The sequence below is a fragment of the Paenibacillus sp. SEL1 genome (assembly GCF_054602535.1).
In genome coordinates this window covers 4,027,660-4,051,552 of the sequence record NZ_CM137723.1, presented here as the reverse complement: position 1 = coordinate 4,051,552, position 23,893 = coordinate 4,027,660, and the positions used below count along the sequence as shown (strand labels likewise).

Sequence of the window (23,893 nt, the reverse complement as noted above, 5' to 3'; positions counted from 1 at the left end):
GGTCATCCGCATAATTTTGATCATTTCCAATATCAGAGCCGATCTATTTTACATAAAGGATTATTGGGACAAACGCAAGGCCAGCTCATAAAGCTCCATATTGAAATCTTTTTTGGTATTTACAACCTTGTCAATATCTGTGGCTACCAACTTACCGTCGATCATTCCGCAAGCCTTGTCAGATATACCCTCGATCAATTGGCGAACAGCAAAGTCACCCAAACGGCTCGCCAGGTTGCGGTCAAACGCTGTTGGTGTGCCTCCACGTTGGATGTGTCCAAGCACTGTAACACGAGGCTCATAATCCGGACAGTTTTCTTGTATAACTTGTGCTACTGTTTCGCCTTTGCCTACACCCTCAGCAACGATAATGATACTGTGGCGTTTACCATGCTTAAAGTTTTGTTTCATCCGGTCGGATACTTCGTTCAGGTCAAATTCTACCTCAGGCACCAAAATCGTTTCTGCGCCAGAAGCCAGACCCGCATGCAGAGCAATATCACCACAATGACGTCCCATAACTTCCACGATAGAAGAACGTTCATGGGATGACATCGTATCACGCAGCTTGTTGATTGCGTCCACTACGATACTAACCGCCGTATCAAAACCAATAGTGTAGTCCGTGAAGGAAATGTCGTTGTCAATCGTACCCGGAAGACACATCGTTTTAATGCCTTGCTTAGTCAGTTTGTTAGCTCCTTGGTAGGAACCGTCGCCACCAATCACGACTACGCCGTCAATTCCATGGTTACGCAAAATTTGAGCGCCTTTTTTCTGCCCTTCTTCAGTCGTAAATTCCAGGCATCTTGCAGATTGAAGTACAGTTCCCCCACGTTGGATGATATCTCCGACGCTTCTCAGATCCATTGGAAAAATATCGTCGTTCAAAAGGCCTTGATAACCACGTTGAATTCCGAATACTTCCAGTCCAAAATACAATCCGCTACGTACGACGGCGCGAACTGCCGCGTTCATCCCTTGTGAATCTCCACCACTTGTTAATACTGCAATTTTCTTAACTGCTGTCATGATTTATGACCTCCTCAAAATAATCATATAAGCCTTCTTATCCATCGACTGTTTAATAAGAAAAACAAACGCATGAGCGGACTATTTTTCATTAAACGTCTCGAAACAGCGCGAACGTCCTGCTGCTCGCTAACTTTAGGGTCGGATAAATATAAAGCCAGCAATCCCTCGATAATCATCCGGTGAAAGGAGCTGGCAGGGACATCTGCAATATCAGCCCGCGCCCGATTCACAACGTAGGCGATCCGGTCTAGCACCATGTCGGTATCTTCATAATAATTGCAAAAGTTAAGATCTCCGCCCTTCCGGTCTTCGTCTTGATCGATTAGATAATCCAGCAAAATATGAAGACTGCACACATGTGGAAAATACGATGCATGTATTGAGGCAGCCCCTGCATCTGTCAGATGCTGGTCGCTGGCAGCAAGAAACAGCATAAAGACCCCCAGAGTTGAACCGGTAGCCGCAGCAAACTCATTCCAGCGCAACTCTGGTGTACGGTCTTTATGAAGCGACCACCAATCCAAAAGCGCTTGTTCCCGCAGCTCGGGTTTAATATGCTTGTATACTTGCAAATCCGTGTATAATCGCGCCAAATCCTGAACGTAAGGCATGGCCGCCTCATAGCCCGGAAGCCTGCTTACACAAGACTGACAGGTTGTCACCAGCCTGGTCAAATAACCGCCATCCTCCTGCTCACGACGCAACTCATAATAATTCACTGGCCTAGCCGTCGGATTAACCGCATCCAGCATAGCCTGATGCAGTAGCCTGAAATCATCCGGGTCCATGGACGTACTGCGATCACACAGGTTGTCCAGATAATCACTAATGGTCTGATACGCTACGATCAGCGGAATTAGCGTCTGCCGGGCAGACATATTGGCAGCGGCATAAACCGCTCCACCCACGCAGTGAAATGTCTTATCCGCTATGCTCGCAAGCGCCTGGCTTCGCAGCTCAGGGTCCGGAATTTGTTCGGCCTTGCTCTTCCAGTTACTCAATTCTAGTTTCGTTTCAGGGAGAATGTGCTTGTACATTCGGCTCATTAGACCTATGGGGCCTCTCGGTACTTGATAACGTCCTTGCTCAACATAACTCAAATGACGGTGCCTCCACATTGTTGTCTACGTAATTATACCTATCCAAACCATATCCATTATAATATGATCGTCCTTTTAGCACAAATGAACAACCTCACTTTTTTCTTTAAAATTCAAGAAAATGAGCTATTCTTACAAAAAGAATTTTATACCTGTAATGTTTTATTAGTCAAAAATAGGAGTTAGACAAAATCTATCCTTATAAGACTTTAATCGCAAATAGTATAAATGGCCTATCTATCCCTTGTCCTCTGCGGGCTTCATGGCTTGGATTCCCTCTCCCATGCTTGCCTGCTTCCAGTTCCCGAAAGCATAATAGTAAATGACTGCTACGGCAGAAATAGCAAAACCAACAGGAAAGCTCCACCATACAGCATCTAGACCATACTCATCGACAAATACATAGGCCAAAGGTATACGAATGCCCCATAATGAAATAATGGTAATTAAAAGCGGTATCATGACGGAACCCGTCGATCGAACAACACCTGTAATGACATTGGTAACACCGAATATAACAAAAGACCACAAGGTGATCAGATTAATCCGCATACCCAATTCCAATGCACCCCCTGTAGAAGGAAGGAACATGAGCAAGGCCTGACGATTAAACACGTAAATTAATACCACAGCTCCACCAGTCAACACAAAATTATACACAATCCCAATCCAGGTTGTCATGCGCACTCGATCCCAACGTCCGGCTCCGATATTTTGAGCGGCAAAGGAAGATACAGCTGCACCTAACGCCATTGCTGGCATCTGCACATAGCTCGACAAATTATTGGCTGCTGTATAAGCTGCTGCTGCCACTGTCCCGTAGCCGTTTATAATATTTCCGTTGAAGCGGCAGTCAATGCGGCTTCTCCCAGAAACTTCCCCACCCAGATCGAATTGATCGTTCCATTCAGGGATTGCAGAATGTTTCCGAACAGCATCGGCAAAGAGAACATAAACAGCGTTTTGGCAATAGGACCTTCAATCAGGGAAGGCTTACGACTAGCCTCTGCTGCACTCATTTTCTCAACTCCTTCAATTTGAAATGTCTTCTGCCTAGTTTTATTACGTATAATACCCTATTCCTGCTCAATCTTCTCATATCATAAACGTATTTACGCAAAAAAGCGCAGTCCCTTAAATTAAAGGAACTGCGCTCTCAATTCATAGTTTAACCGTAATATATAAGACATCCGTAGAAACGGAACCATTCTTACAATTCAGTTACACTTACAGTTTGATTACGTTAGCTGCTTGGGGTCCACGGTTACCTTCAGTAATTTCGAATTCAACCGCTTGACCTTCTTCCAAAGTTTTAAAGCCGTCGCCTTGGATTGCGGAGAAATGTACGAATACGTCCTCGCCACCATCCATTTGAATGAAGCCATAACCTTTTTCTGCGTTAAACCATTTAACTGTACCTTTCAAGTGAACAACCTCCTAAAAATACCGCCATCTATGGCGAATATCCATATTATACTTCATGCTTTTTCACAATGCAATTGATGTTTTTCCGGGTTTTTTGGGCTGGAATGATTTGCTTTTGCGGCGGAAACTGCGGTATCATGAACCAAAACATCTATAAAATCGGAGACATGCATATGATGAAAAAACACGAAATATACAAAAAAGACAATTGGAACATGATGACTGTCGAGGTGCAGGGCCGTTACATCGTTCTACGGGAAATATCCGATGATTGGGGCGAGGAAGCCCACACGTTTTTAAGCCGTCCGGCACTAATGCATTGGGCTCAAAATCGGTTTCCCAAGCAGTCCTTTCAAGATAATGAGGAAGAGTGGCAGCGGATCATGAACGCTTTCAAACAGGTCTAGCCTATTCATGGTGTCCAACAGCTATCTCATCTTCATTATTCTGGCCTTCACGCTGGGCGGAGTGCTGATCATGAAGCGTGATACGATACCGACTCCTCTCAAAAAGTGGATGGCCCTCACTGCTGTAATCATGGTTTGCCTTGCCTTTTATCTCATTGTATACAGCTTATTAAATATAGGTTCCAACCCACAGTAAGGAAAATTATACTTTCGGGCGTAAGAGGTCATACTATGGCATAACAAGCCATGGTATAAGGAGGATTTGCCGTTACATGCATCCTGTAAAACCTCTTGCCCTGCTGCTTACGGTAAGCGTGGCGGTTTCTTCGTTTTGGCATCCGTCCCTTACTGCCGCAGCTCTACCCCACATTACGTTCGATCAGAGGAGGCTCTCCATGAGTGAAATTGTAAAACGCGCTGATGCGCCAGTGGAAGATACATGGAAACTGGAAGATTTGTTTCCCAACCGCAAAGCATGGGATCAAGAATACGAAGAAGTCAAACAACTAGCCAAAAAGGCTGAACAATTCCAAGGCAAGCTCAATTCAGCAGAGTCGATTGGCAGCTGCTTTAAATTGGAAGATGAATTGTCACTTAAAACCGAGCGTGTATATGTGTACGCACATCTGCATCATGATGAGGATACAGCTGAACCTACATACCAGGGTCTTTCGCAAAAAGCCAAAAAATTAGGCGTTGAGGTTAGCGAGTCTCTTTCTTTCGTGACGCCTGAAATTTTGGCATTGCCGGATCATCAGCTCGATGCCTTCATTGAAGATCCGAAGCTTGCAGATTATCGGTTTACACTTCAAGAAATGAAGCGGGAAAAAGCACATATTCTGGGCAAGACAGAAGAAGCGTTGCTCGCTCAGGTTGGCAATCTGGCTCAAGCCCCGCAAACGATTTTTGGCATGCTCAACAATGCCGATCTGAAGTTTCCAAAAATTAAGGATGAAAACGGCAAAGAGGTTGAGCTGACTCATGGCAGCTACATTCAATTCCTCGAAAGTCCGCACCGCGAAGTTCGCGAACGTGCTTTTAAAGCGGTATATGACACATATGCCAAAAATAAAAATACAATTGCTTCTACACTAAGTGCCAATGTAAACAAAAATATTTTTTATTCTCGTGTTCGCAAATACCCTTCTGTACTGGAAATGTCACTGTACGGTGACAATATTCCGAAGGAAGTGTATACGAATCTCATTGATACCATTCATGAAAGCTTGCCCCTGCTCCATCGCTACATCAAGCTGCGTAAAAAGTTGTTAGGTGTGGATGAGCTCCATATGTATGATTTGTTCGCTCCACTTGTAGACGAATACAAGATGGACATTACGTATGAAGACGCCAAAAAGCAAACAAAGGAAGGCCTTAAGCCACTGGGCGCGGACTATCTGGCTTCGTTGCAAAAAGGCTATGATGAGCGCTGGATTGATGTATACGAAAACGAAAACAAACGTACTGGTGCATACAGTTGGGGAGCTTATGGTACCCACCCATATGTGCTGCTGAACCATAAAGATAACCTGAACAGCATGTTCACACTTGCTCATGAAATGGGGCATGCGTTGCATTCGTACTATTCAGACAACGCATTGAAGTATAGAGATGCACAGTACACCATTTTCCTGGCTGAAGTGGCATCTACAACCAATGAGGCGTTGCTAATGGACTACCTGCTGAACAAATCAACCGATCCGAAAGAGAAAATGTACCTTCTCACCTACTATGCAGATCAATTCCGCACAACGGTATTCCGTCAAACCATGTTTGCGGAATTTGAGAAAATTGTACATGAACGCGCTGAACAGGGAGAATCCCTTACACCGCAGCTTTTATCAGAGATTTACTATGATCTGAATGTGAAATATCACGGGCCTGGTATGAAGGTAGACAAAGACATTGAAATGGAATGGGCACGGATCCCTCATTTTTATAACAGTTTTTACGTCTACAAGTATGCTACTGGCTTCTCGGCAGCAACCAGTTTCTCGAAACAGATTCTGGAAGAAGGCCAGCCAGCCGTTGACCGTTACTTGGGCTTCTTGAAGAGCGGTGGCAGCGATTATTCAATCCATATTTTGAAAAAAGCTGGCGTTGACATGTCCTCTCCGCAGCCGATCCGCGAAGCGATGAGCGTATTCGAAGAAGTCATTACAGAAATGGAAAAGCTAACTGAAGGAAAGTAAAACCGTGCGCACTTAAAATCCAGCATTGAAATGATGCACGGATAAATCCCTTGTCCATGGCGGGCAAGGGATTTTATAATGTAACGGGAGGAGGTGGCATTTTGAAAACACAATGGTCTTTGATCGCAGCTCTTGTTATTGCTTTGTTAACAGCTGTATTTGCTGTTATTAATGTGAATTCGGTTCAAGTGAACCTTCTATTCAGTATGGTTAGCATTCCTTTGATTTTGCTTATTCTTGGTTGCACTCTTCTAGGTGGACTTATTGTCGGTTCTTTCGGTATTTTCCGCCAATATAGGCTTCAGAGAGAGATTAAACGTCTGACTACTCAGCTTCATACACTACAAGAAGAGCACACATCCACGGTGGAAGCAAACGCGGATGTGACCTATAACTCGACGGGTTCTTCCAGCACAGGGTCTACATTCGACCAAGATATAGAGCAACCGTCCTCTAACCCTGATCGGTTGTCCAAATGAGGAGGAGCAACAAATGACGATTCAATTAAATGAAGATTATATGATGAACTTTTTAAATCAGCTACTGAACACACCCAGTCCCAGTGGGTATACACACCATGTGATGGAGCTGATTCGTAAAGAAGCGGAAAGCCTCGGGGTGCAAATCGAATGGAATGCAAAAGGCGGTGCCATCTTGACTCTGAAAGGTCAGGAAACGGACCATACGGTGGCGCTGAGCGCACATGTGGATACATTGGGCGCAATGGTACGTTCCATTACAGCACAAGGCACCCTACGTCTGACATCCGTCGGCGGCTTCATGATGAACAGCATTGAGAACGAATACTGCCTTATTCATACCCGAAGTGGACAAACGTATACAGGCACTATTCTGTCCAGCCATCCATCCGTGCACGTCTATGATGATGCACGGAGCTTTGAGCGCAAAGAGAGCCATATGGAGGTACGGATTGACGAGCTTGTCGGGTCAAAAGAAGACGTGCTTCAGCTCGGTATTGCGGTGGGCGATTTTATTTCGTTCGATGCGCGTCCAGTCGTAACACCCAGTGGATTTATCAAGTCACGCCATCTGGATGATAAAGCTAGTGTAGCTGCACTGTTTGGTTTACTGGAATCTGCTGTACATGGAAACTGGAAGCCTCGATATACCGTTAAATTGCTCATTTCCAATTACGAGGAAGTGGGGCACGGAGCGGCTTACATACCTGAAGAAATCAGTGAGATGATAGCTGTCGACATGGGCTGTATGGGTGAAGATCTGAGCTGCAAGGAAACGGATGTTTCTATCTGTGCCAAGGATTCCTCCGGACCTTATGACTATACTATGACGACCCGTCTGATTGAGCTGGCCAAAGAGCTGAATATTCCGTATGCGGTAGATATTTATCCGCACTACGGTTCAGACGCTTCGGCTGCACTAAGAGCCGGTAATAACATCCGTGCTGCGTTGATCGGCCCTGGCGTACACGCCTCCCATGCCATGGAGCGCACGCACAAGCAGGCCGTGGTGAACACTGCACGTCTGCTTGCAGCTTATGTGATGGTTTAATTCGAACGATAAAAACCGACCTGTTCCACTGGAGAATAGGTCGGTGAAGGCTTAGTGAAAGGAAATCACAGCTATGGATCTGAAAAAACTACGTTACTTTATCGCAGTAGCGGAAGAACTACATTTTAACCGTGCTGCGAAAAAACTGAATATTACCCAACCTCCCTTGAGCCAACAAATTCAAAGCCTTGAAGAAGAGCTTGGCGTGAAGCTTTTGGAACGAACCAAGAGACAAGTTCGACTTACGTCAGCAGGAGCGATATTTTTAGAAGAATCCAGAAACATGGTTGCACAATTGGAAAGATCCATCAAGATCACACAGCTTGCAAGTCAGGGGAAATTCGGACAATTATCCATCGCTTTTGTAGATTCAGCCTCTGGCAGTCTGATGGTTAATGCCTTGAAGAAATTCCGAGAGCGTTTTCCAGATGTGAAGCTTACGTTATTTGAAATGACATCTGTCCAACAACTGAAAGCTATACACGATGGCAAAGTTCATGTAGGCTTCCTGCGCTGTGCAGATCCATCTATACATATCACTTCTCGTCTTTACACCAATGAATCACTCATGGCCGTTCTTCCTCAAACACATCCGTTAGCCCACCATTCAACCTTGTCTTTACGTTCATTAGCGGACGAATCTTTTATCCTGTCTCCGCCTCATATGGGAGCTTCTTTTCATAACCTCATACTGGACTTTTGCGGACAACACGGATTTCAGCCTCAAATCGTACAGGAAGCCGTTCAAATGTATACGATCGTTAACTTGGTAGCGGCCGGTATAGGTATCTCCATTGTCCCCTCTTCCGTTTCTGTCTTTCAACGCCGTGATGTCGTATTTCGTTCCTTTCAAGAAGAGTCTCCGTCCATCCCACTTTATGCTGCATGGAAAACAGGTACACACGAAACTGTTCTGACTCATTTTCTGGAAGTGGTTGAAGAAACAGCTTGTAACGAAGAGTTAGACATGTAAATCTCCTTGATCGTATATCTTAACCTGTTTTTCTCGGATCACGTTCAACAATACCATTTAAAATGCTATCCAATTGTCTCATGACCTGCTCATCTAGACGGACACCCGCGGCTTTTACGTTCTCATTAACCTGCTCGGGCTTGGAAGCACCGATAATAGCTGAGGACACTTGCGGGTTTTGTAAAACCCATGCGACTGCAAGCTGGGGTAGCGTCAGTCCGCATTCTTCTGCAATCGGCTGAATTTTCTTTACTGCCAAAAGGACTTCTTTACGTAACCATTGTCCAGCCAAACGTTCGAAAAATGGTGACCCTGCTGTCGTAGAAGCTCGTGATCCCTCGGGTAACGGCTTGTCTGCTGCATATTTACCAGAAAGAATACCTTGTGCCAGAGGTGACCAAACCACCTGCCCAATCCCTTCCTGCTCACAAGCGGGAATCACTTCAGCTTCAATGACACGCCACAGCATGGAATATTGGGGCTGACTTGCCACGAAAGGGACCTTTAATTCCTTAGCCAGAGCGGCTCCTTGCTTTATCTGCTCTGCTGTCCATTCGCTTACTCCTACATACATAACCTTCCCTTGCCGCACCAAGTCGGATAAGGCCAAAAAAGTTTCTTCAAGCGATACGGTTGGATCAAAACGGTGTGCATAATATACATCAATATAATCCGTTTGCAGGCGTCGAAGAGAAGCATGGCAGGCCTCCATGATATGTTTGCGAGACAGCCCTTTATCATTCTGTCCGGTACCTGTGGGATGAAAAACCTTAGTACATAATTCAATACTTTCACGGCGTATTCCCTTTAAAGAATGACCTAAAACCGTTTCCGCCATGGTATCCGAATACACATCAGCAGTATCAAACGTGGTAATCCCTGTGTCTAGTGCAGCGTTTACACAGGCTTGCGCTATAGTATCATCCACTTGAGCACCGTGGGTGATCCAGTTTCCCAATGCGATCTCACTTACCATTAATCCACTTTTTCCAAGTTTACGATATTCCATTTTCAATTCCTCCCTCCCATATGCAATCCATTATACCCACCGTAATTTAATATTAGAAATATATAATTCACACACTTTTAATATGAAAAACATATTAATAATTCGATAAAAAAAGCAAGCCTCCACTCTGAATGGTGACTTGCTTCTGTATTTTAAGATTTACTTTGTTCAATCTGCTCGGCCAGCTCATTCAGGTAGGTCCAGCGTTCCATTTGATGCTCCAGATGCTGTTCGGCCTTCACTTGCTCAGCCATGAGCTCCTGTAGTCGTGCTGAATCACTGAAAGACTCTTCCATCTGTCGCTGAATGTCGGCCAACTTCTGTTCGGCTTGTTCAATCAGCTCATCAATTTGCTCATATTCCCGCTGTTCCTTGAAGGTGAATTTAAGCTTGGTTTTACTTGTCTCCTTGACTGAATCGGAAGGACCCGCAGACTTAGGCGCGGAAGAGCGATTCGAGGAAGCCGTACTCGTCGAGACAGACGTATTCACAGAAGATTGAGCATTTTTACTAATCCATTCTGCATACTCGCTATAGTCCCCTACATGTACTCGTACCTGTCCATCCCCTTCAAACGCCAGTATTTTGTCCACTGTCCGATCCAGGAAATAGCGATCATGAGAAACAATAAAAACCACGCCTGGGAATTCATCCAGATAATCTTCCAAAACGGAAAGGGTCTGAATATCCAGATCATTTGTTGGTTCATCCAGCAATAGCACATTCGGTGCCGACATCAGAACACGAAGCAGATACAAGCGCCGTTTTTCGCCTCCAGACAGCCTGGAAATAACCGTCCATTGCGCGCTTGGTGCGAACAGGAAACGTTCCAGCATTTGTGCAGCTGTAATCGTCGAACCGTCTGCTGTACGAATCACTTCGGCTTCTTCCTTAATATATTCAATGACACGTAATGATTCGTTCATTTCCTGATGTTCCTGAGTAAAATAGCCAAGCTTCACCGTCGGTCCCAGCACAACGTTGCCGGAATCCGGTTCTATATGCTGCGCAATCATTTGGAGCAGAGTGGATTTCCCACTACCGTTAGGACCTAGGATACCAACACGATCACCAGGAACCGCAATGTAGCTCAAATCCTGTATCAGCTTACGAGAATCTACCGATTTGGACAGATGCTCGATCTCCAAGATCTTTTTACCCAGACGTGTGGAGGCGACGGACATATCTACAGATCCAGAACGAGCTTCCGGTTGCTGATCCCTAAGCTGCTCATATCGGTCAATACGCGCTTTCTGCTTGGTGGAACGAGCCTTTGCTCCACGGCGAATCCAGGCCAGTTCATTACGCAGCAGGTTCTTCCTTTTTTGTTCCGTAGACGCTTCCCGCTCCTCACGTTCTGCCTTCAACTCCAGAAAACGGGTATAGTTAGCCTCATAACGGAAAAGGCGGCCATGATCCAGCTCCAACATGACATTTGCAACTCTATCCAGAAAATAGCGATCATGCGTGATCATTAACAACGCACCACGTCTTTTTTGCAAATATTGCTCCAACCATTCAACAGACTCATTATCAATGTGGTTTGTAGGCTCGTCCAGAATGAGCAGCTCGCAGGGTTGGATCAAAGCCGCCGCCAAAGCCACCCGCTTGCGCTGCCCGCCGGATAGAACGCCCATACGAGACTCAAACTGAGTGATCCCCAGCCGGGTAAGTATATTTTTGGCCTCACTCTCTAGCTGCCATGCCTGGAACGTATCCATTTGCTGACTTGCTCGCAATAGACGGTTTTGAAGCTCCTCGCTACCCGGATTTAACTCCAACAACTCCATGGTTTCCGTATATTCTCGGACTGCTTTCATCTCAGGCTGATTTCCGTGAAAAATATGCTGGAGTACCTTCATTTCGGGATCAAACTCCGGATTTTGTGCTAGATACTGAATTCGCACATCGTTGTTCACTGCAATATTGCCATCATCTGGCGGCTCTAATCCTGAAATTACCCGTAAAAACGTTGATTTACCGGTGCCATTTACACCGACGACTCCTATTTTGTCACGTTCATCCATACCAAAGGAAGCATCCTCAAACAACATTTTCTCGCCATAGCTTTTCGTTATATGTTCAACGGTCATAATATTCATACGGATTCCCTACTCTTCCCCAATTTTGTGATGCATCCTGTTTATTTTAACACAGACATAGCCAATGATTAAAAAAACCGTTACCTGAACGAAGTCAGTACGGTTTTTTAGCAACAAGATGTGTCAGGATTTTTGTATTCCGGCTTTACAGCCATGCATAAATAAGTTCGCCACTAATTCAGCCGTCTGATCCACGTCACATTCGCGGAAATCTTGATTCAATAAAATATCCATTTTCAGGCGTTCCAACATACCAATGAATGCCTTCGCATGAAACTCGGACTGCTGTACACCCTCTGACGCCAGTTTATTGTTGACCAAATCAGTATAGTCCTGAATAAATCCCCGCATAAACTCCATTAGATCGGGATCACTGTTGGGGGTCATAAAAAATAATTTAGTATGCTGCTTACGCTTGTAATAGTAGTGCAGATGCAAATTCGCCATCCGCAGCAGTCCTTCTCCCAAAGTACGATTAATTAATGCACCTTGCATTTCGGCTAGGTATTGCTCGCAATCTCTACGTGTGACTGCTGTAAATAGCTGCTCTTTGCTTTTAAAGTACAAGTATACTGTGCCTTTGGCAACTCCCGCTTGTTCTGCAATCTCGGAAATTTTGCTTTCATAGAAGCCTTTGGTGCCAAAGACGGCGTAAGCTGCGTCCAAAATAGCTTCATATTTATCTCTGTGTATATCGCCCATCTTAGCACCTCCTTATACAAGGATTGAAACATGGTCAATTCTTATAACAGTTAATTCCTTGTAACGATCTCCAGCTCTGTGTTCAGAGTATTAAAAAAATACCTGCAAGAGCGACCAATCCTCCGAAAATAGAACTAATGCTATTCACCCGATCATTGCTCATCCAACGCCAGCCTCGTACATAGACCGTCGTTTGTCCACAATGTGAGTCTACTTCTACTTCTCGTCCGCAAACCGTGCAGGAACGCATCATTTGCACTGTAGCACCTAGATAGGAATCAGCAAAGGCCCCCGCGCTACCGGATATACCTCCAACCAGTGCCCACAGCCATAACGGCAAGCTCGGCGTTCCTATGGCGTGTCCAAAGCCCCATGCACCTATGCCGATCAGTACCCCCCCAGCCAAGGCCGCAGCCGTTCCCAATACAGAGACTCCACCTGAGGTTCCGGGTGCCAGCACCTTCCCGTTAAGCACCGAGCGAGGTGGCCTACGACTCAGGCTGCCAAATTCCGTTGCCCACGTATCGGATGTGACCGTAGCCATGACACCGACAAAAGCCAGCTGCCACGTAACATGGGGCCATATCGCATAGCCCAGGCATAGCAGCATACCTAATCCCCCATTGGCCCATACTTGGCCTGCATCCCGGTTTCCGGTTTTGGCATACGATTTTTCCAGTTCAGCCTTGCGCTCCTTTTTGAACCTCGACAGGAGGGTCGACGTGATAAAGAACAAGAGCAATGTGCCGAACCAGAACAGGTTACCCGCCCCATAATATACAGTTCCCATCAGTACAGCCGCGGCAAAGCCAGATAAGGTTAAGGATTTTTTATAAAATGCAGCTCCGGCCACCACAGCAGCACAAAGCAATCCGATGATCCAGTCCATGATATACCCCCGCTTTTGAAATGAATCTCCGTTTTTCTTTTTTCGTTCTGTATATTATTGTACAACGCTCTACGCTTATATAAAAGCCGTGTCCCATGCTTTGGCACAGGACACGGCCTTCACAATGCTTATCTACGGGAATCTCTCTTTACTCCCCAACCACCAAGAACTTCCCTTTTTTAATCCTCTTCATGGATGCCATTCACAAATTTATGCGATGGTGAAGCTTCCCTGACGATCACTTCCCCAGAAAAGCTCAAAGCGATCCCCACTTGCTGTAGGCCCTACTCCTGCTGGAGTACCTGTGAAAATAATATCTCCCTCGCCCAGTCCATAATGAGTCGCTATATATTCAACGATATGCTGGATAGAAAAAATCATATCCTTAACATGTCCACGCTGCACTTCCTGTCCATTTTTGAGCAAGGAAAAATCCTGCTGCTCCAGCATGTCCAATTTTTCTAAAGGCAGGAATGGTGTCACGGGTGCAGACGATTTAAAGCCTTTGGCGGCGGTCCATGGGTGGCCTTTTTTCTTTAGAACACTTTGTACATCACGTAGTGTAAAATCAATGCCGAATGCAAATGCGTTCAGACATGTATCTGCGGACATGCCTGGTTCGTATTTACGTCCTACAGCCACAACCAGCTCAGTCTCAAAATGAATATCTCCTTGCCCCTGAGGAAGCTCCAGCGTGGCGCCATCCAGCGGCACGACTGCATGAGACGGCTTCAAAAAAATCATCGGTTCTGCGGGAACCTCATTACCCAGCTCCTCCGCATGCAGCTTATAATTGCGTCCGACACAGTAAACATTACGAATATCCACGTTCATCACGATCCGTCACCCTTCCCGCGTATGTAGTTCAATTGATTAACGAATAAGTTTACGTATATAGTGCCACATCCGGTGCTTGGAAAGCAAAAAAACCTGCTCCCAGCGATCCGGCCAATTGGTGCAAATCATCAATTCAGGATGCAATGAGGACAATCTTCGCATTATACGGCGGTCATCCACCGTCCACGCCATAACAGTAATACCGCGTCCGGTGAGATCTTTCATCAGGTTTCGATCCAAACGCGGATAGCCCATGGATAAAAAAGTGCATTGTAGCTGCTCCAGTTGCTTTGCCAAGTCATCTGGACGCGCGTCGATAATCAATCCGGTACGGATCTCAGGAGACAGCTCCTTAGCCCGGCGTAATGCGGCACGCTCAAAAGAGGTTAATACCACCTCTCCCTCCATCCCTCTCACCACAATTTCACGGAGTACGGCTTTCTCCAGTCCTGGATACATATCTCCCGCTGTTTTAAGCTCAATATTGAGCGATACGCGGCCACGACATAAATCCAGTACCTGTGCGAGGGAGGGGATCATTTCTCCACGGTATTCTGCACTTTTCCAGCTACCAGCATCAAGTTGTTGCAATGCTTTCCAGTCCGAATCCTTTACTCGCCCTGTACCATTCGTCGTTCGCTCCAGCGTAAAATCATGAATTACCACCGGAACACCGTCCTTTGACAGCTGTACATCCAGCTCAATCCAGTGTACAAATGGTTGCTCCAACGCAAGCTGAAAGGCTGCCATCGTGTTCTCGGGAGCAATCCCCGAAAAACCGCGGTGAGCCACGCACAAATGATTCATCTTGTTATGACCTCCATCCACAAAGGAGTCCCTCATACGATCATTCCGTCAATTCCCATATAAAAAATTTCTTTTCGAACTTCTATTGAGCGCTTACTGTACCATCCGTCCCTATCGAGACATTTCCTGGTGACAGTGCCGCCACTCTCTGCAAAATTTTGCTGGCCTCCGTATCCTTCAATGGGATTGGTTGACCTAGCTCCGCCCGGTAAGGGGTCAGCTTCATTTCGCAAGCCCCTTTTCGGGTACAGGTTGCCTGAAATATCGCTGTATCCCAAGTGGCTGGCACCGTTGATTTAGAAAAAATAAAATTGCCTGTGCTGTATGCGATCCATTTACCTTTATATTGCTCCATCCCTTGAAGCACATGTGGATGACCGCCAATGACAAGATCAGCTCCAGCATCAATAAAAGCATGCGATAACTCGGTTTGATGGGGCTCAAGTGCAGTAGCGCGCTCCTTCCCCCAATGGGCAATGACAATCACCAGATCGGCCTGCATTCGTGCCTCACGGATGGACTTTACGATAGCGGTCGAATCATAGGCTCCTGCTACACCGGGCAGTTTGGCGCCCGCATTCCAGTTGGCTTCAGGCATGACACGTGTAGTCCCCAACAACGCAATTTTGATCCCTTTACGTTCAAAATAATGCGGCGCATACGCTTCTTTTGCATTACGTCCGGCTCCAGCATGGGCAATACCTTTTTCATCCAGATATTTCAGTGTATCCAGTAATCCGCCTGTGCCCTGATCCAAAATGTGATTGTTGGCCAAATTGACAGCGTCTATCCCTGCCGCAGCCAACGCAGTTAACGCCTTGGGCGAAGATTTATACACATACGTTTTATTTAACGCACCCACACCATTCGTTGTCACGGGCGTTTCCAGATTGGCCATCGTCAGATCGTCTTTATGAAACAAGTTTCCGAGATATTGATATGGAAAATCAAACCCATTCTGCTCCAATCGCTGTTCAACTTTACCGGAAAATTGCACATCCCCTACAAAGTGAAGCGTGACTGTCGGAGAATCTGCACCGTCTGTTTTGGATTTTTTTACATCCTCCGTTCCTCCCTTATCGGCGGATGGATTTCCGTCGTATACATCCTTGGACGTATCGTTCCCTGCCTGCCCGTCTTTCCCCGAGGATAATTTTGCTCCTGAAGAGCTGCCTTCGGGAGCATTTGTGTCAGACGTTGTCGCGGGACGATGGCTTGTGTCTGAAGCAGCAGATTGCTTCGTTTCATCGTCAGCAAATTGTTTATCTGCATGGGGGCCTTCGTCCAGCTGTTTATTTGACAAGTCTGTAACATTTTCACTGACCGAGGGAGTAGACCTCTCTTCACTAGCAGATCCCGTTTGGATTTTCTTCTCCGTTTGCGAATACTCGGCATTTTCCCCAAGAGAGCCACTGTTGTCGTGTTCAAATATGTAATAATAACCGAAAAGACCTACGATCATAAGCAGTAGGACCAGATTCGTAAAGATCCAAGCCTTGCCTACTTTTGGTTTTCTTGCTTTCTTGCGACCTTCATTTCGCTGTGATCTGGGAGGGTACATTCTTCACTCCTTCTATGCTATTGCATTTGCATAACTTCTTTATTAGCTGGCGAATTTTACACCTTCTCCATTATATATCAAATTTCAATATAAATAGAACCCCTCGCCTGGATCGCGAAGGGTTCATCATCGAACATTTACACCTGTACCTTAACCGCTTCCTGCTGTGTCGTTTGGACGGCATGGGAGGCCCATTCCTTAGCCTGACGGATGCAATCCGGTAAACCAATCGCATCATAGCCAGCGCCCAAAACATACACTCCTGGCATGGCAGTGCGTAACTCTTCCCGCAAATCAGCTATAGCCTGCGGGTGCCCTACCGGATATTGAGGCATGGAATTGCGAAGACGTGTAATTTCCGTGAACAGCGGAGTTGCTGTAACTCCCATCATCTCTTTCAAATCCTTACGTACCAGTGCAGTCAGCTCATCATCCGGTAACTCTACAGTGTCTTCAGCTCCTGCTCGCCCTACATAACAGCGCAACAGCACCTTATCGTCCGGGCTAGTATGTAGCCACTTGGCAGACGTCCATGTACAAGCGGTCACGCTGCGTCCTTCTTTGCGAGGAACCAGAAAACCAGAACCGTCAAAGACGTTCTCAATATCTGTTTTATCAAAGGCCATGACCACGTTTGCTACGGAGACGTAATTAACGGCTTCCAGTGCAGCCACATTGACATGATCTCGCAATAGCGGCGCAGCAGCAAAGTTGGGAGTCGTTACAAAAATATCATCCGCCTCCAGCGTCTCTCCATTGTCCAGCATAACGCGATATGGGCTGCCTTCACTTTCCGTTGTCTTTGTGAATTCAGTAACAGCAATTCCGGTGCGTAAATCACAGTCATACAAATCATTCAGCAACGCATGCACCAAACTTTGCAAGCCTTGACGGAAGGTCAAAAAGGCGCTTTTTTTCGTCCCCGTATGTGTTTCAGCTGGTTTTCGACCTGTCATCATTCCGTGAATGAGGCTTCCGTATTGCTGCTCTACCTCAGCAAATTGTGGGAAGGTCGCCTGCAAACTTAGCGTCTTCATGTTGGCAGCATAAATCCCCGCCAGCAGTGGCTCGGTTACATTCTCTAGCACTTCTTTGCCCAGTCGGCGTTCAATAAAATCACCCAACGCCTCATCTCCCGGTACACGGCGAGGCGGAAGGACAAAATCCATCATAGCCCGCATTTTCCCGCCTAAAGAGATCAATCCACTGCGCAAAAAGGGTTTCAGCTCCGTTGGAATCCCCAACACCAGGCCAGGAGGCATCGGATGAAGCTGTCCTTCATGCAAAATGTATGTCTTTTTAGCCTCAGGATTTGTGCTCACTAGCTCATGATCCAGCTCCAGCTCTTTTGCTAGGTCTATCATGGCCGTTTTACGGGCCAGAAAGGAATCTGGCCCCTTTTCAATTACAAAACCATCTTTATGCAGCGTTTCAATTTTCCCGCCCAGCACGGAAGCTTTCTCCACCAGCGTGATTCGAGGTGTGTAGCCAGCTTCTTTGTACATTTTTCGTGTATAAAAAGCAGTGCTAAGCCCGGTCAAGCCTCCGCCTACAATCACAATATTACGTAACTTTTGCTCCATTATGTCCTCATCCCTTTTTCCATTGGTCTATGATGACATCACTAAGCGTCTCCATATACAATGGATCACTGTTGAGTGAATCAATACGCTGAAAACGCATATCTAATTCCTTCGCTAACGCCTGTGCTTCAATATCCAGATCGTATAACACCTCTAAGTGATCAGAAACAAAGCCAACTGGCGCAGCCAGCACATACTCCACTTGCTCCTCTTTAAGGCTGTGCATGGTATCCAAAATGTCTGGCCCCAACCATGGCTCTGCTGTACGACCAGCGCTTTGCCACGTAAACTGCCAGTTGGTAATTCCCGCTTTGTCCGCAACAGCCTGTGAAGTAGCCATTAATTGCTCAACATAAGGATCACCCATAGCCAAAATCCGTTCAGGCAAGCTGTGCGCACTAAACAGAACACGAACCTCATCCCGCTTGGCTCCAGCTTCTTCAAAAAGCGACAGTTTGGCGTTCACACGCTCAGTCAGCGTCTTAATCAGCTTAGGATGAAGATAATAGCTCTCCACAAATGATATGGCCAGATCCAGTTCCTGTGCCTTAGCCTGTGCGCGCTTAATATAAGTGCCTACACTCATAACGGAATAATGCGGAGCCAGCACGACACCTACCGCTGCACGGATGCCATCTTGCACCATGGCTTCCACACCGTCCTCAATAAACGGTTTGGCATGTTTGAGTCCCTGATAACAGACAAATTCAATGTCCGGGTTGCGATTTTCCCGATTTAAGGTTTCCTGCAGGTTTTGAACCTGCCGATCCGTATTCTGACGCAGCGGAAACACACCGCCCACAATAGCTTCATAACGATCCTTTAATTCCTTTAATTGCTCCGGCGAAGGAGCATTACCACGACGAATATGTGTATAATAGGCTTCCACCTGATCCAGACTCTCCGGCGTCCCGTAGGACATGACCAGTACACCCACTTTGGTTTTCATTAGTAGACCACCTCTTAACATTTCTAATGTATTAATTTTTTGACAAAACCGAACGGGAATACTCATGCACATAATTAGTAAGCTCTCTTAGCTTATCTAGCGAGGCTTCAGGAAATAAACCGTGACCGAGATTGAAAATGTAACCCGGCTCCAATATGCCTTCATCTACAATGGTTTTCGCATACTGCTTGATCACATCGATTGGCGCAGTAAGCACATAAGGATCCAGATTTCCCTGTACACCAAAACCGTTGCCCAAGCGACGACGTCCTTCAGGGATACTTACCCGCCAGTCCAGTCCAATCACATCGGCTTTTAACCCATTCAAGTGTGGAAGCAATTCACCAGAGCTTACGCCCGGGAAATAAATTTTAGGTACATCCAGATCAGATAATTCATGGAAAATACGTGTGATAGTCGGCAGCACAAAAGTTTGAAAATCATAAGGCGAGAGCGCACCTACCCAGCTATCAAACAATTGGAAAGCCTTACCGCCATTAGCGATATGAGCTCGCACGTATGTAATAACCATGTCCCCTAGCTTATCCATCAGGCGATGCCACAACTCAGGCTCTCCATACATCATGGCTTTAGTGCGAATATATCCTTTAGAGGGCCTTCCTTCTATTAAATAGCTTGCAATGGTAAAAGGCGCTCCAGCGAACGTAATCAATGGCACGTTCAGTTCACGGTCCAAAATACGAATCGTTTCCAAAATATGACCCAAATCGCGTTCCACATCAATCGGACGCAACTTGTCTACGTCTGCAGCTGACCGGATCGGATTATCAATAACCGGACCAATATTTTTGACAATATCAAAATCAACCCCTAGCGAGGCTACCGGATTCATAATATCAGAATATAAAATTGCAGCGTCTACCCCAAGCTTGCGCACGGGCATCAAAGTCACTTCTGCGGCCAGCTCGGGCTGGCGGCATATTTCAAGCAACGTGTATTTTTCTTTAATTTTGCGATACTCAGGGTCATACCTTCCGGCCTGCCGCATGTACCATACGGGAATATGATCCACAGCTTGCTTGCGGCAAGCGCGGATAAAAGTATCATTGTAGGTCATGACTTCAGCCTCCAGTTCGAATCATAAATACTATATTTTATTATGCCCTTTTTCAAGGGTCGTAACAACCGCAGCTCTCGAACAAACCATGACAAACCCATGACATTTGGATAAAGTTTCAATGAAGTGTGCTATACTAGAGAAATGGCTTTTTTAAAGCTCGGGAGAAGTTATGCTTTGATAAGTAGGATTTACAACAGGATGAGAATGGGCAGAAAGGAAGTGAAAGCACATTGAAAACGTGGGAGACATGGAAAATCAATCTCATTGTGCTTTGGTTCGGTCAGTTTCTGGTCAATGCGGGTATTACGATGATTACTCCGTTCCTCGCCCTGTATCTGGCTCAGGACCTTCATGTGAAGGGAGAGCACGATATTGGTCTATGGGCCGGAGTTATTTTTGCCGCTAACTTTTTGACCTCATTTATGTTCCAGCCTTTGTGGGGGAAGCTGGCTGACCGATATGGACGTAAAGTCATGCTGCTTCGCTCAGGCTTTGGTATGGCTTTGGTCATCGGATGTATGGGTTTGGTCACCCACCCGTGGCAACTGCTGGCGCTTCGCCTGCTGAACGGTACGATTTCGGGTTTCAATCCGGCATCGATTTCCTTAGTGTCGGGTACCACTCCCAAAGAGCGAACCGGATTCGCTATGGGAATTATGCAATCCGGTCAGATGGCTGGCACGATTCTCGGCCCTCTGCTAGGCGGATTTTTGGCTGACTGGGTCGGATTCAGACCGATCTTTTATATTACAGGCACTCTAATTTTTATAGCCTCGCTTATCGCAATGTTTCTGGTTAAAGAAAATTTCAGCAAAACGGAAGCTGCACGCATACCACAAATTTCGGTTCTTGCCGGATTAAAGGAGTTAAGCCATACGCCCCAGCTTCCGGCTTTGTTCACCGTAACGTTTCTGCTCCAGTTTGCCATGATCAGTACGGTATCTCTGCTGCCGTTGTATGTGCAAAAGCTGTATGGATCGGCAGAAGGAATTGCGTTGATTGCCGGGTTTGTTACGGCTATTACAGGTGTATCCAATATGGTTGCTGCACCGCTCCTTGGAAGACTGAGTGACAAGATAGGAGCACACAAGATCTTGACCATTGCACTGCTCGGAACGGCGGTTATGCTTATTCCGCAGGCTTTTGTCAATGAAGTATGGCAACTTGTCATTATCCGTTTTTTCATGGGTGTATTTATGGGCGGTCTGCTACCAAGCGTAAATGCGCTGATTCGCACGTATACACCGGAAGGAATGGAAAGCCGTTCTTTCGGCTTTAATACCAGTTCGCTGGCGCTCGGCAATATGCTGGGTGCTGTCATTGGCGGGGTACTATCCGGGTTTATCGGCATCGAAGGATTGTTTATCATGTCAGGCGTCCTGTTAATCGTCAACATATTCTGGGTACGCATGAAGCTCTTTGATCGTAAGGCTGCGCCTGATTTCAGGTAAGATAACCTTAGGGTAAGACAAGCTTGCCTTAACAGACAAGAACCTCCTTGTTCACGCTGCCGTGGACAAGGAGGTTCTTTTTTTCATAGCTATACATATGGAATGCATGCTATTTAACTCGAGCTAGCGCCAATCCATCGTAAGCTGGCAAAAGCGTGCTGACCAGCCGCGGATCTGTTGCTATCGTTTCGTTAAACCGTCTCACGGCTTGGACGGCAGGGCCGTTCTTATCCGTATTCAGCGTCCGTCCGCGAAGGAAACAGTTGTCTCCCGCAATAATGGCACCCGGATTCGCCAGAGCAATCGCATATTCCAGATACACCGGGTAATTTTCCTTATCTGCATCTATAAAGAAAAAATCGAAAGTTCTTCCCTCTTCCTGAAGTTCCTTCAAGCTGTCCGCTGCGGGTCCGATACGGTATTCGACACGGTCACCGTAGCCGTTGTTTTCCATATGTCGATGTGCCAGCGCTGCGTACGCTTCTTTCAGCTCCAGTGACACAATGCGACCCTTTTCTCCCAGCCCACGGGCCAAACATAATCCGCTGTAGCCGCCTAATGCGCCGATTTCCAATACATGCTGTGCGCCAGATACTTTAATTAGAAAGGTCAACAGTTTTCCGTAAGGATGGGCAACGGATACTTCCGGCATACCTTCTTTAACGATAGCCTCCCTGATACTGCGCAGTGCTTCATCCTCTTGTACCAGCTGGTCTACATATTGTTCAGGCGTCATATTTGGTGTAATTTCCACGGTTCATCTCTCCTTCTTGCTTAATCATAACGTAGGTTGGACGTGGTGTCCTTCGTAAATTTTTCACCTTAATGATTTGTCTCTTCGAGTACAATGACCTATACTATAGGGATTGAACCAAGCTTACATGATTATGGGGACGGAGTGAATACGTTTAATGACTCAACTGCAACTAATTGCAACTGCGCCAATGGGACTTGAAGCCGTCGTGGCCCGGGAACTAAGAGAACTCGGGTACGAAGATCTGACCGTTGAAAATGGCCGCGTCGTTTTTACCGGAGATTATATGGATATATGCCGGTGTAACCTGTGGCTTCGCACATCAGACCGCGTGCTTATAAAAATGGGTGAATTTGCTGCAACTACCTTCGACGAGCTGTTCGAGGGTACCAAAGCATTGCCTTGGCAGGATTGGATTCCTGTAGATGGTGAATTTCCCGTAGAGGGACGTTCGCACAAATCACAGCTTAGTAGCGTACCAGCCAGTCAGGGAATCGTCAAGAAGGCGATTGTAGAAAAGCTCAAGGAAACCTACCACACAGATTGGTTTGCTGAAGATGGCCCTCGTTACGTCATTGAGGTCATTCTATTGAATGATCGTGCGTTGCTGACACTTGATACAACCGGTCCAGGACTGCACAAACGCGGCTACCGTAAGCTCGTTACAGAGGCGCCTCTCAAAGAAACGATGGCTTCTGCTCTTATTCAGCTTAGTCGCTGGAGCCCTGACCGACCATTCTATGACCCATGTTGCGGTTCCGGTACTTTGTTGGTCGAAGCTGCCATGCAAGCCTGGAACATTGCGCCAGGCCTGAGACGCACCTTTAACTCGGAAGACTGGCCTGTCATTGGCAGAGAATTATGGGATCAGGCTCGCGACGAGGCGATGGATTTGACCCGCGATGACATTCCTTTTGAAATTGCAGGTAGCGATATCGACCCAAATGCCATACAAGTTGCTGAGGCAGCTGTAAAAGCAGCAGGCTTTGCTAAAGACATCCCTCTTAAGGTGATGCCTGTAACTAAAGTCAGACTCGAAGGACAATATGGTGTGATGATTACAAACCCACCTTATGGCGAGAGACTGAGCGAGCAATCCGAGGTGGAAAAGCTGATCCGTTCACTCGCACGCACGGCAGCCGAAATGAAGACTTGGTCCTTCTTTGCCATCAGCTCCACCAAGCAATTTGAGCATTATTGGGGCCGTAAAGCAGACAAACGCCGGAAGTTGTTTAACGGTCGGATCGAATGCCAATACTATCAGTATCTAGGCCCTCTGCCTCCGCGCCGCAAAGATACTTCGCCGTTGCAGCCTTAAATATGATGAAGCCTAGGCCAGGAAACGAACTCTCTGTTCGTTGTTCTGGCCTGATTTGTGCTGTATTTTCTTTACTTAATCATTGAAATGCGCGAGATGAGCGCTATAATAATTAAAGGCATTTCGGTTTTAACATTACGTTAATATGTAGTTTATACTAGCCGAACATTTCTGCCAGAGGGGGTAAA

Annotated in this window: 23 protein-coding genes and 1 pseudogene; 8 read left to right on the top strand and 16 right to left on the bottom strand. The window is 46.4% G+C overall.

Annotated features, from left to right (window positions below):
• Positions 1-60: 60 nt before the first annotated feature.
• The 5 genes and pseudogenes from pfkA to ACYCSE_RS18925 all read right to left on the bottom strand — a co-directional run bounded on the left by pfkA (position 61) and on the right by ACYCSE_RS18925 (position 3,506).
• Positions 61-1,032: a 6-phosphofructokinase gene (gene pfkA, locus ACYCSE_RS18945; protein ID WP_250261801.1), complete on the bottom strand. Its 972-nt coding sequence runs from the start codon at positions 1,030-1,032 to the stop codon at positions 61-63.
• 23 nt (positions 1,033-1,055) lie between these two features.
• Positions 1,056-2,135 carry a tetraprenyl-beta-curcumene synthase family protein gene (locus tag ACYCSE_RS18940; RefSeq protein WP_061828604.1) on the bottom strand — a complete coding sequence of 360 codons (1,080 nt, stop codon included), beginning with the start codon at positions 2,133-2,135 and terminating at the stop codon, positions 1,056-1,058.
• Between the two features lie 237 nt (positions 2,136-2,372).
• A pseudogene (locus ACYCSE_RS18935) lies at positions 2,373-2,972 on the bottom strand (MATE family efflux transporter); the annotation flags it as partial.
• A complete protein-coding gene (locus tag ACYCSE_RS18930) occupies positions 2,963-3,154 on the bottom strand; it encodes an oligosaccharide flippase family protein (RefSeq protein WP_231109379.1) in 192 nt (63 codons plus the stop codon). The pseudogene ACYCSE_RS18935 and the gene ACYCSE_RS18930, both read right to left, overlap by 10 nt.
• Before the next feature lie 208 nt (positions 3,155-3,362).
• Positions 3,363-3,506: a cold shock domain-containing protein gene (locus ACYCSE_RS18925; protein WP_311083471.1), complete on the bottom strand. Its 144-nt coding sequence runs from the start codon at positions 3,504-3,506 to the stop codon at positions 3,363-3,365.
• Between the two features lie 227 nt (positions 3,507-3,733).
• Here ACYCSE_RS18925 and ACYCSE_RS18920 point away from each other — a divergent pair, with 227 nt between their 5' ends.
• The 6 genes from ACYCSE_RS18920 (at position 3,734) to ACYCSE_RS18895 (ending at position 8,662) form a co-directional block, all read left to right on the top strand.
• Positions 3,734-3,967 carry a hypothetical protein gene (locus tag ACYCSE_RS18920; RefSeq protein ID WP_013309704.1) on the top strand — a complete coding sequence of 78 codons (234 nt, stop codon included), beginning with the start codon at positions 3,734-3,736 and terminating at the stop codon, positions 3,965-3,967.
• A gap of 7 nt (positions 3,968-3,974) precedes the next feature.
• A complete protein-coding gene (locus ACYCSE_RS18915; RefSeq protein WP_025715827.1) occupies positions 3,975-4,163 on the top strand; it encodes a hypothetical protein in 189 nt (62 codons plus the stop codon).
• A gap of 199 nt (positions 4,164-4,362) precedes the next feature.
• The gene (gene pepF, locus ACYCSE_RS18910) at positions 4,363-6,159 is read left to right on the top strand and encodes an oligoendopeptidase F (RefSeq protein ID WP_459699328.1); all 1,797 of its coding nucleotides are present in this window, start codon (positions 4,363-4,365) and stop codon (positions 6,157-6,159) included.
• A 56-nt stretch (positions 6,160-6,215) separates the two neighbouring features.
• Positions 6,216-6,638: a LapA family protein gene (locus tag ACYCSE_RS18905; protein WP_165175848.1), complete on the top strand. Its 423-nt coding sequence runs from the start codon at positions 6,216-6,218 to the stop codon at positions 6,636-6,638.
• Positions 6,639-6,651: 13 nt separating this feature from the next.
• Entirely contained in the window at positions 6,652-7,689 is a 1,038-nt protein-coding gene (locus ACYCSE_RS18900; RefSeq protein ID WP_165175849.1) for a M42 family metallopeptidase, read from the top strand.
• Positions 7,690-7,762: 73 nt separating this feature from the next.
• The gene (locus ACYCSE_RS18895; protein WP_459699325.1) at positions 7,763-8,662 is read left to right on the top strand and encodes a LysR substrate-binding domain-containing protein; all 900 of its coding nucleotides are present in this window, start codon (positions 7,763-7,765) and stop codon (positions 8,660-8,662) included.
• Between the two features lie 19 nt (positions 8,663-8,681).
• Here ACYCSE_RS18895 and ACYCSE_RS18890 read toward each other — a convergent pair whose 3' ends face one another.
• The 10 genes from ACYCSE_RS18890 to hemE form a co-directional block, all read right to left on the bottom strand.
• Positions 8,682-9,671, bottom strand: coding sequence for an aldo/keto reductase family protein (locus ACYCSE_RS18890; RefSeq protein ID WP_459699323.1), 990 nt, complete (start codon positions 9,669-9,671; stop codon positions 8,682-8,684).
• A gap of 152 nt (positions 9,672-9,823) precedes the next feature.
• Entirely contained in the window at positions 9,824-11,773 is a 1,950-nt protein-coding gene (locus ACYCSE_RS18885) for an ABC-F family ATP-binding cassette domain-containing protein (RefSeq protein WP_061828610.1), read from the bottom strand.
• Between the two features lie 123 nt (positions 11,774-11,896).
• Positions 11,897-12,475 carry a TetR/AcrR family transcriptional regulator gene (locus ACYCSE_RS18880; RefSeq protein WP_446674453.1) on the bottom strand — a complete coding sequence of 193 codons (579 nt, stop codon included), beginning with the start codon at positions 12,473-12,475 and terminating at the stop codon, positions 11,897-11,899.
• Between the two features lie 82 nt (positions 12,476-12,557).
• A complete protein-coding gene (locus tag ACYCSE_RS18875; RefSeq protein ID WP_025722307.1) occupies positions 12,558-13,364 on the bottom strand; it encodes a DUF92 domain-containing protein in 807 nt (268 codons plus the stop codon).
• 210 nt (positions 13,365-13,574) lie between these two features.
• On the bottom strand, positions 13,575-14,198 hold the full coding sequence (locus tag ACYCSE_RS18870; RefSeq protein WP_069291625.1) for a fumarylacetoacetate hydrolase family protein: 624 nt from the start codon (positions 14,196-14,198) through the stop codon (positions 13,575-13,577).
• A 39-nt stretch (positions 14,199-14,237) separates the two neighbouring features.
• Positions 14,238-15,008, bottom strand: a complete 771-nt coding sequence (locus ACYCSE_RS18865; RefSeq protein ID WP_459699320.1) for a glycerophosphodiester phosphodiesterase — start codon at positions 15,006-15,008, stop codon at positions 14,238-14,240.
• An 82-nt stretch (positions 15,009-15,090) separates the two neighbouring features.
• Entirely contained in the window at positions 15,091-16,569 is a 1,479-nt protein-coding gene (locus tag ACYCSE_RS18860; protein WP_459699318.1) for a CapA family protein, read from the bottom strand.
• Positions 16,570-16,706: 137 nt separating this feature from the next.
• On the bottom strand, positions 16,707-18,152 hold the full coding sequence (gene hemG / locus ACYCSE_RS18855) for a protoporphyrinogen oxidase (RefSeq protein WP_459699316.1): 1,446 nt from the start codon (positions 18,150-18,152) through the stop codon (positions 16,707-16,709).
• 7 nt (positions 18,153-18,159) lie between these two features.
• Positions 18,160-19,101 (bottom strand): ferrochelatase, encoded by a 942-nt coding sequence (gene hemH, locus ACYCSE_RS18850; protein WP_440722931.1) that lies wholly within the window; start codon positions 19,099-19,101, stop codon positions 18,160-18,162.
• A 31-nt stretch (positions 19,102-19,132) separates the two neighbouring features.
• Positions 19,133-20,179 (bottom strand): uroporphyrinogen decarboxylase, encoded by a 1,047-nt coding sequence (gene hemE / locus ACYCSE_RS18845; protein ID WP_061828618.1) that lies wholly within the window; start codon positions 20,177-20,179, stop codon positions 19,133-19,135.
• A 233-nt stretch (positions 20,180-20,412) separates the two neighbouring features.
• On the opposite strand from hemE, the gene ACYCSE_RS18840 reads away from it, so the two are divergent.
• On the top strand, positions 20,413-21,633 hold the full coding sequence (locus ACYCSE_RS18840) for an MFS transporter (protein ID WP_061828619.1): 1,221 nt from the start codon (positions 20,413-20,415) through the stop codon (positions 21,631-21,633).
• Positions 21,634-21,742: 109 nt separating this feature from the next.
• On the opposite strand, the gene ACYCSE_RS18835 is transcribed toward ACYCSE_RS18840, so the two are convergent.
• Positions 21,743-22,387 carry an O-methyltransferase gene (locus ACYCSE_RS18835; protein ID WP_459699314.1) on the bottom strand — a complete coding sequence of 215 codons (645 nt, stop codon included), beginning with the start codon at positions 22,385-22,387 and terminating at the stop codon, positions 21,743-21,745.
• 157 nt (positions 22,388-22,544) lie between these two features.
• On the opposite strand from ACYCSE_RS18835, the gene ACYCSE_RS18830 reads away from it, so the two are divergent.
• Positions 22,545-23,705, top strand: coding sequence for a THUMP domain-containing class I SAM-dependent RNA methyltransferase (locus ACYCSE_RS18830; protein ID WP_023987994.1), 1,161 nt, complete (start codon positions 22,545-22,547; stop codon positions 23,703-23,705).
• Positions 23,706-23,893: the final 188 nt, after the last annotated feature.

Excerpts from the sequence above, each read along its gene's own strand:
- hemE (WP_061828618.1), bottom strand. The coding sequence starts at position 20,179 with ATGACCTACAATGATACTTTTATCCGCGCTTGCCGCAAGCAAGCTGTG.
- pepF (WP_459699328.1), top strand. The coding sequence starts at position 4,363 with ATGAGTGAAATTGTAAAACGCGCTGATGCGCCAGTGGAAGATACATGG.
- ACYCSE_RS18830 (WP_023987994.1), top strand. The coding sequence starts at position 22,545 with ATGACTCAACTGCAACTAATTGCAACTGCGCCAATGGGACTTGAAGCC.
- ACYCSE_RS18885 (WP_061828610.1), bottom strand. The coding sequence starts at position 11,773 with ATGAATATTATGACCGTTGAACATATAACGAAAAGCTATGGCGAGAAA.
- ACYCSE_RS18890 (WP_459699323.1), bottom strand. The coding sequence starts at position 9,671 with ATGGAATATCGTAAACTTGGAAAAAGTGGATTAATGGTAAGTGAGATC.
- ACYCSE_RS18925 (WP_311083471.1), bottom strand. The coding sequence starts at position 3,506 with ATGGATGGTGGCGAGGACGTATTCGTACATTTCTCCGCAATCCAAGGC.
- ACYCSE_RS18880 (WP_446674453.1), bottom strand. The coding sequence starts at position 12,475 with ATGGGCGATATACACAGAGATAAATATGAAGCTATTTTGGACGCAGCT.
- hemH (WP_440722931.1), bottom strand. The coding sequence starts at position 19,101 with ATGAAAACCAAAGTGGGTGTACTGGTCATGTCCTACGGGACGCCGGAG.
- hemG (WP_459699316.1), bottom strand. The coding sequence starts at position 18,152 with ATGGAGCAAAAGTTACGTAATATTGTGATTGTAGGCGGAGGCTTGACC.
- ACYCSE_RS18870 (WP_069291625.1), bottom strand. The coding sequence starts at position 14,198 with ATGAACGTGGATATTCGTAATGTTTACTGTGTCGGACGCAATTATAAG.
- pfkA (WP_250261801.1), bottom strand. The coding sequence starts at position 1,032 with ATGACAGCAGTTAAGAAAATTGCAGTATTAACAAGTGGTGGAGATTCA.
- ACYCSE_RS18920 (WP_013309704.1), top strand. The coding sequence starts at position 3,734 with ATGATGAAAAAACACGAAATATACAAAAAAGACAATTGGAACATGATG.
- ACYCSE_RS18895 (WP_459699325.1), top strand. The coding sequence starts at position 7,763 with ATGGATCTGAAAAAACTACGTTACTTTATCGCAGTAGCGGAAGAACTA.
- ACYCSE_RS18915 (WP_025715827.1), top strand. The coding sequence starts at position 3,975 with ATGGTGTCCAACAGCTATCTCATCTTCATTATTCTGGCCTTCACGCTG.
- ACYCSE_RS18900 (WP_165175849.1), top strand. The coding sequence starts at position 6,652 with ATGACGATTCAATTAAATGAAGATTATATGATGAACTTTTTAAATCAG.
- ACYCSE_RS18860 (WP_459699318.1), bottom strand. The coding sequence starts at position 16,569 with ATGTACCCTCCCAGATCACAGCGAAATGAAGGTCGCAAGAAAGCAAGA.
- ACYCSE_RS18930 (WP_231109379.1), bottom strand. The coding sequence starts at position 3,154 with ATGAGTGCAGCAGAGGCTAGTCGTAAGCCTTCCCTGATTGAAGGTCCT.
- ACYCSE_RS18865 (WP_459699320.1), bottom strand. The coding sequence starts at position 15,008 with ATGAATCATTTGTGCGTGGCTCACCGCGGTTTTTCGGGGATTGCTCCC.
- ACYCSE_RS18905 (WP_165175848.1), top strand. The coding sequence starts at position 6,216 with ATGGCGGGCAAGGGATTTTATAATGTAACGGGAGGAGGTGGCATTTTG.
- ACYCSE_RS18875 (WP_025722307.1), bottom strand. The coding sequence starts at position 13,364 with ATGGACTGGATCATCGGATTGCTTTGTGCTGCTGTGGTGGCCGGAGCT.